This window comes from Nocardioides sp. Soil777 (genome assembly GCF_001428425.1).
Classification (GTDB): Bacteria; Actinomycetota; Actinomycetes; order Propionibacteriales; family Nocardioidaceae; genus Nocardioides; species Nocardioides terrigena.
Map to the genome: position 1 here is coordinate 144,828 of NZ_LMSN01000015.1, position 14,866 is coordinate 159,693.

Annotated in this window: 16 protein-coding genes; 8 read left to right on the forward strand and 8 right to left on the reverse strand. The window is 72.3% G+C overall.

Features of this window, described 5'->3' with window-relative positions:
* The first annotated feature begins 54 nt into the window (after positions 1-54).
* Positions 55-873: an aminoglycoside phosphotransferase family protein gene (locus ASG88_RS11410; RefSeq protein ID WP_056887555.1), complete on the forward strand. Its 819-nt coding sequence runs from the start codon at positions 55-57 to the stop codon at positions 871-873.
* A 4-nt stretch (positions 874-877) separates the two neighbouring features.
* On the opposite strand, the gene ASG88_RS11415 is transcribed toward ASG88_RS11410, so the two are convergent.
* Complete coding sequence (locus ASG88_RS11415) at positions 878-2,089, reverse strand: lytic transglycosylase domain-containing protein (protein WP_056887556.1); 1,212 nt, start codon at positions 2,087-2,089, stop codon at positions 878-880.
* Between the two features lie 341 nt (positions 2,090-2,430).
* On the opposite strand from ASG88_RS11415, the gene hemL reads away from it, so the two are divergent.
* Genes hemL through ccsB form a run of 6 tightly spaced genes read left to right on the forward strand, consistent with a single transcriptional unit; the run spans position 2,431 to position 8,424 of the window.
* Positions 2,431-3,783, forward strand: coding sequence for a glutamate-1-semialdehyde 2,1-aminomutase (gene hemL, locus ASG88_RS11420; protein ID WP_235534818.1), 1,353 nt, complete (start codon positions 2,431-2,433; stop codon positions 3,781-3,783).
* A complete protein-coding gene (locus ASG88_RS11425) occupies positions 3,783-4,454 on the forward strand; it encodes a histidine phosphatase family protein (RefSeq protein WP_056887557.1) in 672 nt (223 codons plus the stop codon). Before hemL ends, ASG88_RS11425 begins: the two co-directional genes overlap by 1 nt.
* Positions 4,455-4,456: 2 nt before the next feature.
* Positions 4,457-5,092, forward strand: a complete 636-nt coding sequence (locus tag ASG88_RS11430) for a TlpA disulfide reductase family protein (protein ID WP_235534819.1) — start codon at positions 4,457-4,459, stop codon at positions 5,090-5,092.
* On the forward strand, positions 5,089-5,838 hold the full coding sequence (locus tag ASG88_RS11435; protein WP_056887558.1) for a cytochrome c biogenesis CcdA family protein: 750 nt from the start codon (positions 5,089-5,091) through the stop codon (positions 5,836-5,838). The genes ASG88_RS11430 and ASG88_RS11435 overlap by 4 nt, the downstream gene beginning before the upstream one ends.
* Position 5,839: 1 nt before the next feature.
* Entirely contained in the window at positions 5,840-7,435 is a 1,596-nt protein-coding gene (locus ASG88_RS11440) for a cytochrome c biogenesis protein ResB (RefSeq protein ID WP_235534820.1), read from the forward strand.
* Positions 7,432-8,424, forward strand: a complete 993-nt coding sequence (ccsB, locus tag ASG88_RS11445; RefSeq protein WP_082600305.1) for a c-type cytochrome biogenesis protein CcsB — start codon at positions 7,432-7,434, stop codon at positions 8,422-8,424. Before ASG88_RS11440 ends, ccsB begins: the two co-directional genes overlap by 4 nt.
* On the opposite strand, the gene ASG88_RS11450 is transcribed toward ccsB, so the two are convergent.
* A complete protein-coding gene (locus ASG88_RS11450; RefSeq protein ID WP_056887559.1) occupies positions 8,373-8,597 on the reverse strand; it encodes a hypothetical protein in 225 nt (74 codons plus the stop codon). The two genes, ccsB and ASG88_RS11450, sit on opposite strands and share 52 nt — an antisense overlap.
* A 71-nt stretch (positions 8,598-8,668) precedes the next feature.
* Between ASG88_RS11450 and ASG88_RS11455 the strand changes: the two genes are divergently transcribed.
* A complete protein-coding gene (locus ASG88_RS11455) occupies positions 8,669-8,935 on the forward strand; it encodes a DUF4229 domain-containing protein (protein WP_056887560.1) in 267 nt (88 codons plus the stop codon).
* Here ASG88_RS11455 and ASG88_RS11460 read toward each other — a convergent pair whose 3' ends face one another.
* From ASG88_RS11460 to ASG88_RS11485, 6 genes are all read right to left on the reverse strand, one after another.
* Entirely contained in the window at positions 8,936-10,195 is a 1,260-nt protein-coding gene (locus ASG88_RS11460) for a GNAT family N-acetyltransferase (protein ID WP_056887561.1), read from the reverse strand. It abuts the gene before it with no gap.
* 146 nt (positions 10,196-10,341) lie between these two features.
* Positions 10,342-10,827: an SRPBCC family protein gene (locus ASG88_RS11465; protein ID WP_056887562.1), complete on the reverse strand. Its 486-nt coding sequence runs from the start codon at positions 10,825-10,827 to the stop codon at positions 10,342-10,344.
* A 1-nt stretch (position 10,828) separates the two neighbouring features.
* The gene (locus tag ASG88_RS11470) at positions 10,829-11,197 is read right to left on the reverse strand and encodes an ArsR/SmtB family transcription factor (protein WP_056887563.1); all 369 of its coding nucleotides are present in this window, start codon (positions 11,195-11,197) and stop codon (positions 10,829-10,831) included.
* 56 nt (positions 11,198-11,253) lie between these two features.
* Positions 11,254-12,129, reverse strand: a complete 876-nt coding sequence (locus ASG88_RS11475; protein WP_056887564.1) for a 1,4-dihydroxy-2-naphthoate polyprenyltransferase — start codon at positions 12,127-12,129, stop codon at positions 11,254-11,256.
* An 8-nt stretch (positions 12,130-12,137) separates the two neighbouring features.
* A complete protein-coding gene (locus tag ASG88_RS11480; RefSeq protein WP_235534821.1) occupies positions 12,138-13,514 on the reverse strand; it encodes an MFS transporter in 1,377 nt (458 codons plus the stop codon).
* A complete protein-coding gene (locus ASG88_RS11485; RefSeq protein WP_235534822.1) occupies positions 13,511-14,839 on the reverse strand; it encodes an MFS transporter in 1,329 nt (442 codons plus the stop codon). Before ASG88_RS11485 ends, ASG88_RS11480 begins: the two co-directional genes overlap by 4 nt.
* Positions 14,840-14,866: the final 27 nt, after the last annotated feature.

The following is a 14,866-nucleotide window of genomic DNA, read 5'->3' on the forward strand; positions in this document are numbered from 1 at the left end:
CGGGGCGGGTGGAGTCCGACGGCGGGAGGACGGGCGCCCCCTAGGGTCGGGGTCGTGCAGACCCAGACCCACGAGCTCACGTTCACCGAGACCGAGGTCCGCAAGAGGTTCGTCTCCTGGGACCGGGGCGAGGCCGAGCGGGAGTGGGACTGCCTGCGCCTGCTGGCTGAGCACGCGCCGGGGGTCGCGCCCCGTCCGCTGCGGCGCGAGATCGAGGACGGCGCCCCGGTCGTCGTCATGGAGCGCCTGCCCGGCCGGCCGCTCGGCGACGGTCCGCTGACGGCCGCGCAGACCGTCTCGCTGGGCGAGGCGCTGCGCCGCCTGTATGCCGTCCCGCTCGCTGCGGTGCGGGCCGCCGGGATCAGCGAGCGCACCTACGGCATCTCGACGCACGCCGGCACCGTCGCGGAGTGGCTGGGGGAGTCCTACGACCTGGGGGCCTGCCAGGACCCGGCGCTGGTGGCGACCGCGGTCGACCGGGCCTTCGCGGCGCTGGCCGCCCCGGGTGCGCTCCCGGAGCCGGAGCTGCGGGGCCTGGGCATCGCTGACCTCAACCCGGCCAACGTCCTGTGGGACGGGGAGCGGTGTCGGCTCGTCGACTTCGAGGACGGCGGGCTCAGCGACCCGGCGTACGAGCTCGCGGACCACGTCGAGCACATCGCGAGCCGGCTGACCGGGGTGTACGACGCGCAGGCCCTGGTCGGCGCGGTCGGTCTCGACGAGACCGCACGGGGGCGATTCACGCTCTACCGCCCGCTGTGGGCCGCCTTCTGGCTGGCCATGCTGCTGCCGGGCAACGGCGGTTGGCGACGCAACCCGGCCGGCACGACGGAGCGGCAGGCCCGCCACCTGCTGGACCTGCTCGACCCCTGACGGGTCAGGGAGCGAGCAGGGAGTTGGCGCAGTTGGCGAGCTCGTTGGTGGCGGTGAGCGGGTTGTCGACCACGCCCTGGGTGGTGCACTGCGCCACGGCCTGGACGTAGGTCAGCGTCTGGTCCAGCGGGGGGACGCTGGTCGACGGCAGGGTCGGCAACGTCGGGGGCACGGGGACCGGGACCGGCGACTTGGTGGTCGGCGTCTTCGTCGGCTGCTGGGTGGGCTGCTGCGTCGGCTGCTGGGTGGGTGTCGAGGTCTTGGTGGGCTGCTTGGTGGGCTTCTTCGTGGGTGTGGCGGTGGGGGTGCCGGCCACGGCGACCGGGTTGCCCTGCTGGCCGTCCTTGCCGCCGCGGCCCTTGTCCTTGCCCGGACCCGCCGGTCCGGTCGGGGCGGGGACGAAGACGCCGGCCGAGGTGGTGCGGGTCGGCACGGACGTGAACTCACCGTCGAGGTAGGCCTGCATGATCGACAGGACCAGGTCGACGTAGTCGTTGGAGTGGTTGTAGCGGTAGACGCTGGCGCGCTGGCCCTGCTCGGCGGACAGGTCGTCCTCCCCCGAGCATAGGTAGACCGCGGTGGCGAGGGCGGCGTCGTCGATGTCCTGGGGGTTGCGCTTGCCGTCGTTGTCGCCGTCGACGCCGACGACCGTCCAGGTCGATGGGATGAACTGCATCGGACCGACCGCGCGGTCGAACTTCTTGTCGGAGTCGTACTGCCCGGCGTCGGTGTCGGTGATCCGCTGGGTGTTGTTGCGCCCGTCGAGCGCGATGCCGTAGATGCCCGGCTGGGCGACGCCGTCGTCACCGAGGACGTTGCCGCCGAAACGGCCGTGGTCGGACTCGACGCGCCCGATGGCCGCGATCAGCTGCCAGGGGAGCTCGCAGGACGTGTCAGCGGCGTTGATGACCGCCTCCGCACGCTGGTAGGCCGAGAGGGCGGCGGACGGGATGCCGCTGGTGGAGGCGGTGTCGACGATCCGGGCGGCCCGGTCGCGGGGCACGCTGGGGGCCACCACCCCCGGCACGGAGACGCTGGCGGGGGCCTCGATGGCCTGCGCCGGGACCGTGGTGCCGTCGGGCAGTGCGCCCGAGCCCTCGTCGCCGGCGACCGCGGAGCCGATGCCCGAGCCGGCCATGCTGGCCGTCCACGCGGCGGAGAGCACGGCCAGCGGCACGAGTGCCGTGGCCTTGTGCATGCGGCCGAATGCGGACATCTGGTGGTCTCCCCGTGGTCAGGTGGTGCTGTGTCGCCGGAGCGGTCGCGGTCTCCCTCGAGCCCGCGTGTCCTTCCAACGAATGTTGTCACAGTGAGTTACGTCGCACCACCGGGCTGTGACCTGCGTCGCATCCCGGCCCCTCCGTGACAGCGGTGTGGCGCCCCCATCCTCCCCCGATGAGGCCGCCATGACACCCCGTGCGGGCAATTCGTACCCAAGACTCGGGCGGATGGGTTCCCCGGGCCGCCTGCCCACCCGCAGGCTCCGAGCGGGTGAGCGGGGCTCCCCACCGCCCTCCCGAATACGTCCGGGCTTGGTGGCTGGGCGACAATGACCGGGTGACCCAGCCCCTGCAGGCCACGGCCCCGACCACCCACAGCAGCGCGCTCTTCGAGCGGGCCCGCGCCGTGACCCCCGGTGGGGTCAACTCGCCGGTCCGTGCGTTCAACGCGGTGGGCGGGACCCCCCGCTTCATCCGCTCGGCGTCCGGCGCCTGGCTCACCGACGTCGACGGCAACGAGTACGTCGACCTCATCTGCTCGTGGGGCCCGATGCTGCTCGGCCACGCCCACCCCGAGGTGCAGGCCGCGGTCGCTGCGGCGGTGGCCCGCGGGACCTCGTACGGCACCCCCACCGAGCCCGAGGTCGAGCTGGCCGAGGAGATCGTCTCCCGCACGCCGGTCGAGGCGGTCCGCTTCGTCTCCAGCGGCACCGAGGCGACCATGTCGGCGATCCGGCTGGCCCGCGGCTTCACCGGTCGCGACCTCGTCGTGAAGTTCGCCGGCTGCTACCACGGCCACGTCGACGCGCTGCTCGCGTCGGCGGGCTCCGGCCTGGCCACCCTCGCCGTCCCCGGCACGCCCGGCGTCCCGGCCTCCGCGGCGGGCGAGACCATCGTGCTGCCCTACAACGACCGGGCCGCGGTGGAGCGGGCCTTCGCCGAGCACGGCGACCGGATCGCCTGCCTCATCACCGAGGCCACCCCCGGCAACATGGGTGTCGTCCCTCCCGAGCCCGGCTTCAACGGCTTCCTCGCGGAGACCTGCCGCCGGCACGGGGCGCTCTTCGTCAGCGACGAGGTGATGACCGGCTTCCGCGCCACCCGGCAGGGCGGCTGGGGCCTCGACGGCGCCGTGGAGGGGTGGATCCCCGACCTGATGACCTTCGGCAAGGTGATGGGCGGCGGCTTCCCGGCCGCGGCCTTCGGCGGCCGCGCCGACGTGATGGGCCGGCTGGCGCCGGACGGGCCCGTCTACCAGGCCGGCACCCTCTCGGGAAACCCGGTCGCCACGACCGCGGGGCTCGCCACGCTGCGCCTCGCGACCGACGAGGTCTACGCCCAGCTGGGCGAGACCGCCGCGACGATCGGCGCCGCGGCCGTCGACGCCCTCGTCGGCGCCGGGGTGCCGCACCGCCTCCAGTCCGCGGGCACGATGTTCTCGATCTTCTTCGCCGACGGCGAGGTCCGCGACTTCGCCGGCGCGAGCCGGCAGGACACCGGTGCGTTCGCGGCGTTCTTCCATGCCATGCTCGAGGGCGGGGTCTACCTGCCCCCCTCGGCGTACGAGGCGTGGTTCGTCTCGACGGCCCACGACGACCGCGCCGTGCAGACCGTCCTCGACGCGCTGCCGGCGGCGGCCCGTGCCGCTGCGGCGGCCATCCCCTCCGACAGGGAAGGAAACCGCTCCTGATGGAGACGATCGTCCACCTGCTCCGCCACGGCGAGGTCCACAACCCCGAGGGCATCCTCTACGGCCGCCGCGACGGGTTCCACCTCTCCGACCTCGGCACCCGGATGGCCCGCCGGGTCGCCGAGACGATCGGTGACCGCGACATCGTCCACCTGGTCAGCTCGCCGCTGGAGCGGGCCCGCGAGACCATCGCTCCGCTCGCCGCCGCGCGCGGGCTCGAGCCGGTGATCGACAAGCGGGTCATCGAGTCGGCCAACAAGTTCGAGGGGATCAGCTTCCGCGACGGCGGCATGACCTTCGTCAAGCGCCCGGCGCTGCTGCGCCACATGTACAACCCGGTCAAGCCGTCGTGGGGCGAGCCGTACGACGACATCGCGGCGCGGATGATGGCCGCCGTCCACGACGCGCGCGACGCCGCCCGCGGCCACGAGGCGGTGGTGGTCTCGCACCAGCTGCCGATCTGGACCACCCGCCTCTTCGCGGAGCGCAAGTCCTACCTCCACCACCCCAAGAAGCGCCAGTGCACCCTGTGCTCGCTCACGTCGCTGCACTTCGACGACGACCGCCTGGTGCGGGTGACCTACTCCGAGCCGGCCGGCGACATGATCCCGGTGGCCGACCGCTCGGCGCCGTTCTCGGCCGGTGGGGCCGCCGCGGAGGACCGGCCCTGATCGTGCGCTCCCACCCCTCGCGCCCACGGACCCCCGGCGCCCTCGTCTCCCTGCTCGCCTGCCTCCTGCTCGGCACGGTGGCCCTCGGCGGCTGCTCGTCCCTGGAGGGCTCGGGCGACAAGGGCTACGTCACGAGCGACGGCCAGGTCGAGGTCGTGGCCCCGGCCGACCGTGGCGAGCCGATCGAGCTCGAGGGCGAGGACCTCGACGGCAAGCCGCTGTCGCTGGCCGACCTGCGGGGTCAGCCCGTGGTGGTCAACGTCTGGTGGTCTGCCTGCCCGCCGTGCCGGGTCGAGCAGCCGGACCTCACCGAGGCGGCCGCCGAGCTCGAGGGCGACGCGGCCTTCGTCGGGCTCAACATCCGTGACTCGTCGTCCGACCAGGCCAACGCCTACGTCCGGACGTTCGACGTGCCCTACCCGTCCTTCTACTCCGCCGACGGCAAGGCGCTGGTGCCCTTCTACGGCACCCTGACCGCCTACACCGTGCCGGCGACCGTCGTGCTCGACGCCGAGGGGCGCATCGCCGCCTCGGTCCTCGGCGCCCTCCCGTCGAAGCAGACGCTGGTCGACCTCGTCAACGACACCGCCGCCGAGGCCGCTGCGGACGATGCCGCTGCGGGCGAGGACGCCTCGTGAGCGACTGGTTCACCGACCAGGCGGCGGCGGGGTCCCTGGCCCTCGCCGTCCCCGTCGCCCTGCTCGCCGGCCTGGTCTCGTTCTTCTCCCCGTGCGTGATCCCGTTGCTGCCGGGCTACCTCTCCTACGCGACCGGGCTGTCCGGCGCCGACCTGGAGAACGCCCGCCGCGGCCGCATGCTCGCCGGGGCCCTGCTCTTCGTCCTCGGCTTCACCGTCGTCTTCGTCGCCATCGGGACGGCGGCCGGCTCGATGGGCGCCTGGCTGGTCGACTGGAAGCGCGAGATCACCGTCGTGCTCGGCCTGGTGACGATCGTGCTGGGGCTGATGTTCGCCGGCCTTCTGCCCGGCCTCCAGCGCGACTGGCGCGTCCACCAGGTGCCCGCCGTGGGCCTGGCCGCCGCGCCGTTGCTGGGCTTCCTCTTCGGCCTGGGCTGGAGCCCGTGCATGGGGCCGACGCTCGCGGTGATCACCAACCTGTCGCTCAACGAGGGCACCGCGGCCCGTGGCGCCCTGCTGTCGGCGATCTACGCGCTCGGCCTCGGGCTGCCGTTCATCATCGCCGCCCTGGCCTACCGCCGCGCCCTGACCGTCTTCGCCGTCGTCCGACGGCACCAGCTGTGGGTGATGCGGGCCGGGGGGCTCATGCTCGTGCTCGTCGGCGTCCTGCTGGTCACCGGCCTGTGGGACCAGATGGTCCAGTGGCTCCAGGTCCGCATGGTCACGTCCTTCGAGACGGCGGTGTGAGGTGAGCACCCACTCGTCCGGTGACGACCGGCAGGCCCAGCCCATGCCCACCGACATGAGCGCGCGCGAGCTCGCCCGCTGGTCGTGGCGCCAGCTGACGTCGATGCGCACCGCCCTCGTGCTGCTGCTCCTGCTCGCGCTGGCCGCCATCCCCGGGTCGGTCGTCCCGCAGGAGGACGTCGACGCGCTGGCCGCCGGCCGCTGGAAGGACGCACACCCCGACCTGGCACCGGTCTACGAGCGGCTCGGGCTGTTCTCGGTCTACGACTCGGTGTGGTTCTCCGCGATCTACATCCTGCTCATGATCTCGCTGGTCGGGTGCATCCTGCCCCGGTCCGCGGTCTACTGGCGGGCACTGCGGGCCCGGCCGCCCCGCGCCCCCCGCAACCTGTCCCGCCTCCCGGAGCACGCGTCGTACAGGACGGGCGAGGGCGTGGACGACGTCCTCGCGGCGGCCGCGACGGAGCTGAGGCGGCGTCGTTACCGCGTCGAGGTCCGCGAGGGCGCGGTCTCGGCCGAGAAGGGCTACCTGCGCGAGGCCGGCAACCTGCTCTTCCACCTGTCGGTGCTCGTGGTGCTGGTCGGCTTCGCCGTTGGCGGGCTGTTCGGCTTCAAGGCCGGCGTCATCGTGACCGTGGGCAACGGCTTCTCCAACAACCCGACGCAGTACGACGAGTTCGTCCCCGGCAGCCTCTTCGGTGCCGACGACATGGACGGCTTCTCCGTGGCGGTGGAGGACTTCGACATCACGTGGCTGACCGAGGGGCCGGCCAAGGGGCAGGCGCGCAAGTTCGTCTCCCACCTCGACTACACGACCGCCGACGGCGAGAGCGGCACCTACGACCTGCGCGTCAACCACCCGCTGGCCATCGGCGACACCGAGGTCTTCCTGATCGGGCACGGCTACGCCCCCGTCGTCACGATCACCGACGGCAACGGGGACGTGGCCTACAGCGGCCCGACGATCTTTCTGCCGACGGGGCCGACCTTCGACAGCTTCGGCGTCATCAAGGCCCCGGACGCGCAGCCCGGCCAGATCGCCCTCGAGGGCACCTTCTACCCGACGTTCGCCCTCGGCGACGGCCTGCCGCGGTCGGTGTTCGGCGACGCGGTCAACCCGCTGATGTCGCTGTTCGTCTACACCGGCGACCTCGGGCTCGACGACGGCGGCAGCCAGTCGGTCTACGTGCTGGACAAGTCGAATGCCGAGCAGCTCATGCAGGACGACGGCCAGCCGCTGCGGCTCGACATGCGTCCCGGCGACACGGTGGAGCTGCCCGACGGTCTCGGCACCGTGACCTTCGACGGCGTCCAGCGCTGGAACAAGCTGCAGATCAGCGAGACCCCCGGCAAGCTCGTCGCCCTCGCGGGCGTCGTGCTCGCCCTCGTCGGCCTCCTCGGGTCGCTCTTCATCCGGCCGCGCCGGCTGTGGGTGCGGGCCCGCGAGGAGGACGGGGCCACCGTCGTGGACGTCGCCGCCCTCGACCGCTCCAACGGCGGTGACCCCGACCGGGGTGCCGCCGAGCTCGTGGCGATCATGGACACCCTGCGCGCCGGTTCCGGCGACGTGGGCAGCACCACCAAGGAGAGCTCGTGACCGACGCATCGTGGGAGACCCTCAGCAACCAGGCCGTCGCGGCCGCCGGGGTGGTCTACTTCCTCGCGCTGATGGCGCACCTGGTCCAGTGGGCATCGTTGCGCAAGCTGCCGGCCGACGAGGTCGTCACCACCGGGCGCACCGCCATGGCCGGCCGCCTCGGGGTGCTGCTGACCGCGGTGGCGGCGCTCGTGCACGGCCTGGCGCTCCTCGCCCGGGGCATGGCCGCGGACCCCAACCGGGTGCCCTGGGGCAACATGTACGAGTTCACGCTCTCCGGCACCTTCGTCGTCACCCTCCTCTACCTGCTCCTGCTGCGCCGCTTCTCCCTCGAATGGATGGGCCCGCTCGTCGTGGGCCTCGTGCTGGCGCTGATGATGACCGCGGTCGTCTGGCTCTACTCACCCGTCGCGCCGCTCACCGAGGCCCTCTACAGCCCGTGGCTGGTCATCCACGTGGTGTCCGCGGTCATCGCCACCGGCGCCTTCACCCTCGGCGGCATCTGCTCGGTGCTCTACCTGCTCAAGGAGCGCTCGACCAAGGAGCGCGGCTACCTCGCCCGCGTCCCCGAGCTGGTGTCGCTCGACCGGATCTCCTACCGGATGCACGCCTTCGCGTTCCCGGTCTGGACCTTCGCGGTGCTGATCACCGGGCCGATCTGGGCCCACCAGGCGTGGTCGTCGTACTGGAACTGGGACCCCAAGGAGGTCTGGGCCTTCATCACCTGGGTCGTCTACGCGGCCTACCTCCACGCCCGAGCCACGGTCGGCTGGAAGGGCCGCAACGCGGCGTACGTCGCCCTCGTCGGCCTGGCGACGCTGTGGTTCAACTTCATCGGGATCAACTTCTTCAGCACGAGCTCGCAGCACTCCTACGCTGCGCCCGCGCTGGTCGAGCAGCGACCGGCGTACGACGACGTCGCCCCCGGCCGCGCGGCTCAGGTGCCGGTGCCGGTCCCGCCGGGACCGCCGGTCCCGCCCTCTTCCTGACGTCGCTTGCGGTCGAGGTCACGCAGGAAGTCCGGGTCGTCGTCGGGTCCGTGAGGACGTGGGGGCGGCGCCGCGGGTCGTCGCGGCGGCGGGCGCAGGCCGCGCTGTTGGGCCACCCGCACGAGGGCGTAGACGACCAGTGCCAGCAGCACGAGGAACACCAGGAACTTCACCCCCCCAATGTAGGCGGCCACGCAACCGCCCACCTGGGTCATGCTCCCGGGCAGCACCTAGGCTTGGTGGCGTGAAGGAGTTCCTCGTCTACACCGCCCTGCGCGTCCTGCTGTTCATCGGCATGGTCGGCCTCGTCGTCGGCGTCTGGACGCTGCTCGACAGCGACGGCCAGGTCAACATGATCTGGCCCGTGGTCATCGCGTTCGCGCTCTCGGGTGTCGCGTCGTACTTCCTGCTCAACCGCCAGCGCGATGCCTTCGCCCGCAAGGTCGAGGAGCGCGCCGCCCGCGCCAGCGCGGCGTTCGAGGAGCGCCGCGCCCGCGAGGACAAGGAGTAGTCAGAAGCTCGTCAGCGAGTACGGCTCGGGGCCGCCGTCCATGAGCCGGCCCAGCCGCTCGACCGCCTCGCGGTCTCCCGTGAGGCGACCGGCGCTGGCCAGCGACTCGACCCGCACCCCGCCGAGGTAGAGCGACCCGAGCGTCTCGGCGGTGACCGTGAGGTCGGCGTCGTCGTTGGTGGCCGTGACCTCCGCGCGACCGTGGACCGCCTCGATCCGCCACGCACCCTCCGCGTGGCCGAGCGGGTCGGTGACCCCCAGGACCATCGTGTCGTCGGTGAACCACGGCCGCGCGCCCAGGGCCACCGGCACGTCGAGCACCCGGACCCAGAGGTGGTCGTACACGCTCCTGACACCGATCACGTCGCTGTTGACGAGCGCCCAGTAGAGCGGGTCGTCGGGGTGGCTGTTGCGCACCGCGACCCGCGAGGAGAGGTCGATGTCGGCCAGGAACCGCCACAGGCCCAGGTGGGCGGAGGTGTCGAGGGTGAGCAGCTCGGCGGTGACGGTGGCGGGCTTGTCGCCCTCGCCCTCGGCGTACTTGTAGAGGACGTAGCCGTCGGGGCGCTCGTCGGCGTCGAGGTGGACGGCGCCGCGCAGCTTGTCGTCGGTGCTGCCGGTGGCCGGGTCGAAGCGTCCGGTCTGCCAGGCGCGGTAGAAGTGCGGGCGCTCCACCGACCCGCGCGTGGAGGCGTGGAAGCGGTCGAAGAGGTCGCTGGCGGTGTCCCACAGGTCGGCCGGCTCGACGAGCTCGACGCGGCCCGGGTCGGTGAATTCGCGCAGCGCGAACGTCGCCGTGGTGTCCACCTCGATCCGCCGGCGGAAGGTGGCGGGGCCGAAGCCGAAGCGGCCGTAGATCGACGCCTCGGAGACGGTGAGCGCGGCGACCGGGGCGCTGGCCTGCGCGAGGTCGTCGACCATCAGCCGCCGCAGCAGGCCGCGCCGGCGGTGGGCCGGGCTGACGGTGACGTCGCTGATCATGTGCAGCGGCACCGTGGCGGCGCCCGCGTTGAGCGTCTTGGTCCACGAGCTGAAGGTCGCGACGGGCAGCGGCCCGGCGCCGAAGGTGCCGTCCGGGAGCCACGCGCCGGCCAGCCGGAGCGAGTCCTCCCGGGCGGTCTCGCGCCAGATCTCGCGGGTGCTCTCCGAGGGGCGGCCTTCGTGGAAGCCGCGGCTGACCGCGCCCATCCAGGCATCGACGGCGGCCTTGCCCTCGGCGCTGTCGTCGTGCGGGTCCAGGGTCCTGTGCTCGTACTCCACGGACCTCACGCTAGTCAGCGCGGCAACCGGATTTCCGAGTCGGGGTGGTCCGACCCAGCTCTCGGGTAGTCCGTGACGATCGGACCCCGGAGTCGGCTCGCGAGGGGTCCGATCGTCACGGACTACCCCGCCTGCGCGACGGCTGCTCAGGCGGCGAGGAGGCCGTCGACCTGGTTGACGGCCTGGGTGATGCCCTCCTCCATCCCCATGTCGAGGACCTTCTGCAGGTCCTCGGCGGTGGGGTAGGTCGCGGTCATCACCATCCGGGTGCCGCCGTCGGTGGGGTGCAGGTCGACGGTGCTGGAGCCGATCGGGGCGGACTCCTGCGGGTTGCCGTCGGCGTCCGCGAAGCCGTCGTCGTACCCGAGGCGGGTGGGCTTCTCGACCTCGGTGATGTCCCAGTAGCCCGGGTAGACCTCACCGTCGGGGCCGGTCATGTGGTACTTCACCCGGGCGCCCGGTGCGAGCTCGTGCTCGGTGAAGGTGGCCGGGTGTGTCGGCGGGCCCCACCAGCGCTCGAGCTGGCGCGGGTCCTCCCAGATCTGCCAGACCCGGTCCACCGGGGCGGCGAACTCGGAGGTCACGGTGATGGTGCGGCTGTCGAGGTCCTTGGCGACGTCGATGACGGGCATGTCAGGTCTCCTTCTGCGTGGGCTCGTGCGTGGGTGGGGTGGCGGTGTCGTCGTCCAGCAGCGCGTCGATGCGGTCGACGCGACCGCGCCAGACCTGCTCGAACTCGGCGAGCAACGCGGTGACGGACCGGACGGCCTCCACCTCACCGCTCGCCAGCTGCTCGCGCCCGCTGCGTCGCTTGGAGACGAGGCCGGCGCGCTCGAGCACCGCGACGTGCTTCTGCACGGCCGCGAAGCTCATGGGGTAGTGCTGGGCCAGCGCCGAGACGGAGTGCTCGCCGGCCAGCACGCGACGGAGGATGTCGCGCCGCGTGCTGTCGGCGAGGGCGTGGAAGAAGGCGTCCGCCTGCTTCTCCCGCTCGCTGGTCATGTGACTAACGTACAACCAATCAGTTGTACGTTGTCAAGGGTGCGCCCCGGCCGACTTCAGGACGTGAGGAGGAGGGGTACGGCGACCAGCACCGACCACACCAGCTGGCCGACCCCGGTCTGCTGGAGCACCGGCACCAGCGCCGGTCCGACCGCGCCACCGAGGACGGTGCGGACGGGCGGGATCATGCGGAGCAGGAACCCGAGCCCGAGGAGCGCCCACCACGTCGTGGCGGCCGCGACGGCCACCACCGCCAGGGCCGCGGCCAGCACCAGCAGGGCGTAGAGGCCGCGGGTCCGCTCGGCCCCGAGCTTGACGGCGAGCGTCCGCTTGCCGGCCTCGACGTCGGTGGGGATGTCGCGCAGGTTGTTGGCCACCAGGATCGCGCAGGCGAGCGCGCCGACGCCCACGGCGGCGTACAGCGCGGCCCACTCGAAGGTCTCGGTCTGGACGTACGTCGTCCCGACCACGGCGACGAGGCCGAAGAACACGAAGACCATGACCTCGCCGAGGCCGAGGTAGCCGTAGGGCCGCGACCCGCCGGTGTAGAACCAGGCGGCGAGCACGCAGACCACCCCGACGGCGACCAGCCACCAGGCGGTGGTGGCGGCGAGCACGAGCCCGGCCACGGCAGCGACGCCGAACGCCGCGAACGCGGCCGCCTTGACCGCACCGGGCGACGCGGTGCCCGAGCCGACGAGGCGCATCGGGCCGACCCGGTCGGCATCGGTGCCGCGGATCCCGTCGGAGTAGTCGTTGGCGTAGTTGACCCCCACCTGGAGCGCCAGGCTCACGACGAGGGCGAGCAGGGCCTTCCACCAGACCGCGCCGTCGACGTACGCCGCGACGCCAGTGCCCGCGAGCACGGGAGCGACGGCGGCGGGCAGGGTGCGGGGGCGGGCTCCGGCGAGCCAGTCAGACGGTGATGCCACCCGAGGATTCAAGCACCCGGGCCGACGGCCCCGGAGGGCGCTCCCGGGGCGCCCGGGCTGGCCGGCTGCTCGATCGTCGGGGGGCCGACCGGGGCGACGTCGTCGGCGACCTCGTGGGCGGCGGCGTCGGCGAGCACGTCGGCCGGGACGTGCTTCTCCAGGAAGCGGCGGGCCATGGCGGTGGAGGGGTGCAGGGCCACGGCGGCCGCGGTGATGATGCCGGCGATGATCATCCAGCCGATCCCTCCCCAGTTCATCGCGAGGAACGTGAACGCCGCCGGCGCCCAGACCCGGCCCAGCGTGCCGCTGAGCTCGGAGGCGCCCTGGTACTCACCGCGGCGGCGGGGGTCCATCAGCTCGGCCTCGAAGGTCCAGCTCGCCGCCGACAGGAAGAGCTCGGCCCCGGTCAGGGTGACGTGGCCGAGGAAGAACAGCGTGATGGTGGCCCACCCGATCGACTCGTGGGTCGACAGGGTGATCACGCACGAGACGACGAAGAAGGCCGTCGAGATGCGGATGGCCCGCAACGCCGTGCGGGTGTCCTTCACACCCCGGGCGGCCGCCATCGGCAGCACGATGCACATCACCGTGTTGGTCGCGAACAGGAAGCCGAGGACCACCCAGGGGGCGTCGGTCTTGTCGACCAGCCACAGCGGGATGACCAGGTTGAGGATGACCTGGTTGGTCCACAGCACGCCGGTGAAGAACGTGACGGCCAGCCAGCCGACGTTGCGCATCGGGCCCGGGCCCTCGATCCGGACCTTGCGCTCGTCGACCGTCTTCAGGTCGTGGGGGGCCTTGGGCAGGCGGGTCACGTTGACGGCGTTGACCATGAAGACCGCGGCGGTGAAGTACGGCACGGCCGCCAGCAGGGTGAGCGACTCCAGCGCCAGCGCGATGATGCCGACGAACGAGCCGAGGGTGAAGCCGACGTTGAGCGCGGAGTACATGTAGGCCCGCGACGTGACGCGCTCCCGCGGTGGCAGCACGTCGATCGTGTAGGCGCCGTGGGCGACGCCGCCGAGGGCGCCGATCACCTCCATCACGACGGCCATCGCGAGGTAGCCGGTGAAGCTGTCGATGAACGGCCAGACCGCGAACATCGCCGCCTGGCCGGCCGAGCTGATCGCCCAGCAGCGCTTGGGGCCGAAGCGGTCGACCAGCCGTCCCATCGGGTACGCCGCGATGAACCCGGCGATCCCGGCGAGCGTCAGGCCCAGGCCCACCTGGGCGGGGGTCAGGCCGACGATCTGCGTGAAGAAGACGGCCGACCCGGCCATGAACGTGCCCTCGCCCAGCGCGAACAGCAGCGACTGCAGCGCCAGCCGGCCCGCCAGCGGCGACGGGGGGATCGCCTGGTGCTTGAGCGTCGTCAGGATGCTCAACGCGGTCCTCCCGTCGACATGGTCGTCCTTTCCAGGTACCGCTCGGCCGAGCGGGACGTCGTACGCATGGTGGCGGTGGCGACCAGGACGATCGCGGCGATCACCAGCCAGCCGGTGGTGCCGTGCTCCATCGCCAGCCAGGTGAACAGGGCGGGGGCCCACACCGACCCGGCAGTGTGACCGATGTGGGCCGCTCCCTGGTACTCGGCGCGCTGGTCGGGGTCGGTCAGCTCCGACTGGTAGCCCCAGCTCCCGGCCGACTGGAAGAGCTCGGCCCCGGTGACGGTGACGTGCCCGACCCACACCAGCAGGATCGTGACCCACCCGAGCGTGTCGTGGGTGACGAGCACGATCAGGCACGAGAGCACGAAGAAGGAGGCCGAGATGTACGACGCCCGCAGCGAGCGGGCGACCGAGTCGACGCCGCGCGCCGCCGCGACCTGGAGGAGCACCGCCATCACGGTGTTGGTGCCGAAGAGGAAGGCCAGCAGCACCCGGGGCGCGTCGGTCTCCTCCACCAGCCACAGCGGGATGACGATGTTGAGCAGCACCTGGTTGGTGCCCAGCACCCCGTCGGCGGTCATCAGGCCGAGGAAGGCGCGGTTCTTGAGGGCGCCCGGCTTGATGAGCTGGTCGTCGTCGTGCGTCGGCTCCTTGGCCGGCGGCTCGGGGAGCCGGGTGATCCAGAAGGTGTTGAGGGCGAGGATCGCGGCCGTCAGCACGGGCACGGCGCGCACGACGTCGTCGTTGTTGGTCGCGAGGGCCGCACCGCCGATGAGGGCGCCGATGGTGAAGCCGATGTTGAGGGCGGCGCGCATGAACGCCAGCGACTCGACCCGCTCCTCCTTGGAGAAGATGTCGAGCGTGTAGGCGCCGCGGCCGTTCCAGCCGGCGACGCTCACCGCCTCGAGCACGACCATCATCGCGACGTAGGCGACGAACCCGTCGATGAAGGGCCACGCGAGGTAGAGCGCCGCTGTGAGGCCGGCGCTGATGGCCCAGATGCGCCTGGTGCCGACGCGGTCGGCCAGCTTGCCGGCCGGGACGGCGAGGAAGAACGAGACCAGCCCGGCCACGGTCAGGCCGACACCCACCTGAGCGGCGGAGAGCCCGACGATCTGGGTGAAGAACACCGCGCTGCCGGTGATGAAGGTGCCCTCGCCGACGGCGAACAGGATCGACTGGACGCTGAGGCGCCGGGCCAGCGGCGACGGAGGCAGCTGGCGCTGCCACCAGCCGGGGTCAGGGTCGATCGGGGGAGTCGCTGGTGCCATCGGTCCGGAGTGCCCCGAGGACTCCGGCAGATCGGGTGGCTGGGAGGTCATTGCCGTCCATTCTCCCCCCGGGACTAG

Excerpts from the sequence above, each read along its gene's own strand:
- ASG88_RS11415 (WP_056887556.1), bottom strand. The coding sequence starts at position 2,089 with ATGTCCGCATTCGGCCGCATGCACAAGGCCACGGCACTCGTGCCGCTG.
- ASG88_RS11425 (WP_056887557.1), top strand. The coding sequence starts at position 3,783 with ATGGAGACGATCGTCCACCTGCTCCGCCACGGCGAGGTCCACAACCCC.
- ASG88_RS11465 (WP_056887562.1), bottom strand. The coding sequence starts at position 10,827 with ATGCCCGTCATCGACGTCGCCAAGGACCTCGACAGCCGCACCATCACC.
- ASG88_RS11470 (WP_056887563.1), bottom strand. The coding sequence starts at position 11,197 with ATGACCAGCGAGCGGGAGAAGCAGGCGGACGCCTTCTTCCACGCCCTC.
- ASG88_RS11485 (WP_235534822.1), bottom strand. The coding sequence starts at position 14,839 with ATGACCTCCCAGCCACCCGATCTGCCGGAGTCCTCGGGGCACTCCGGA.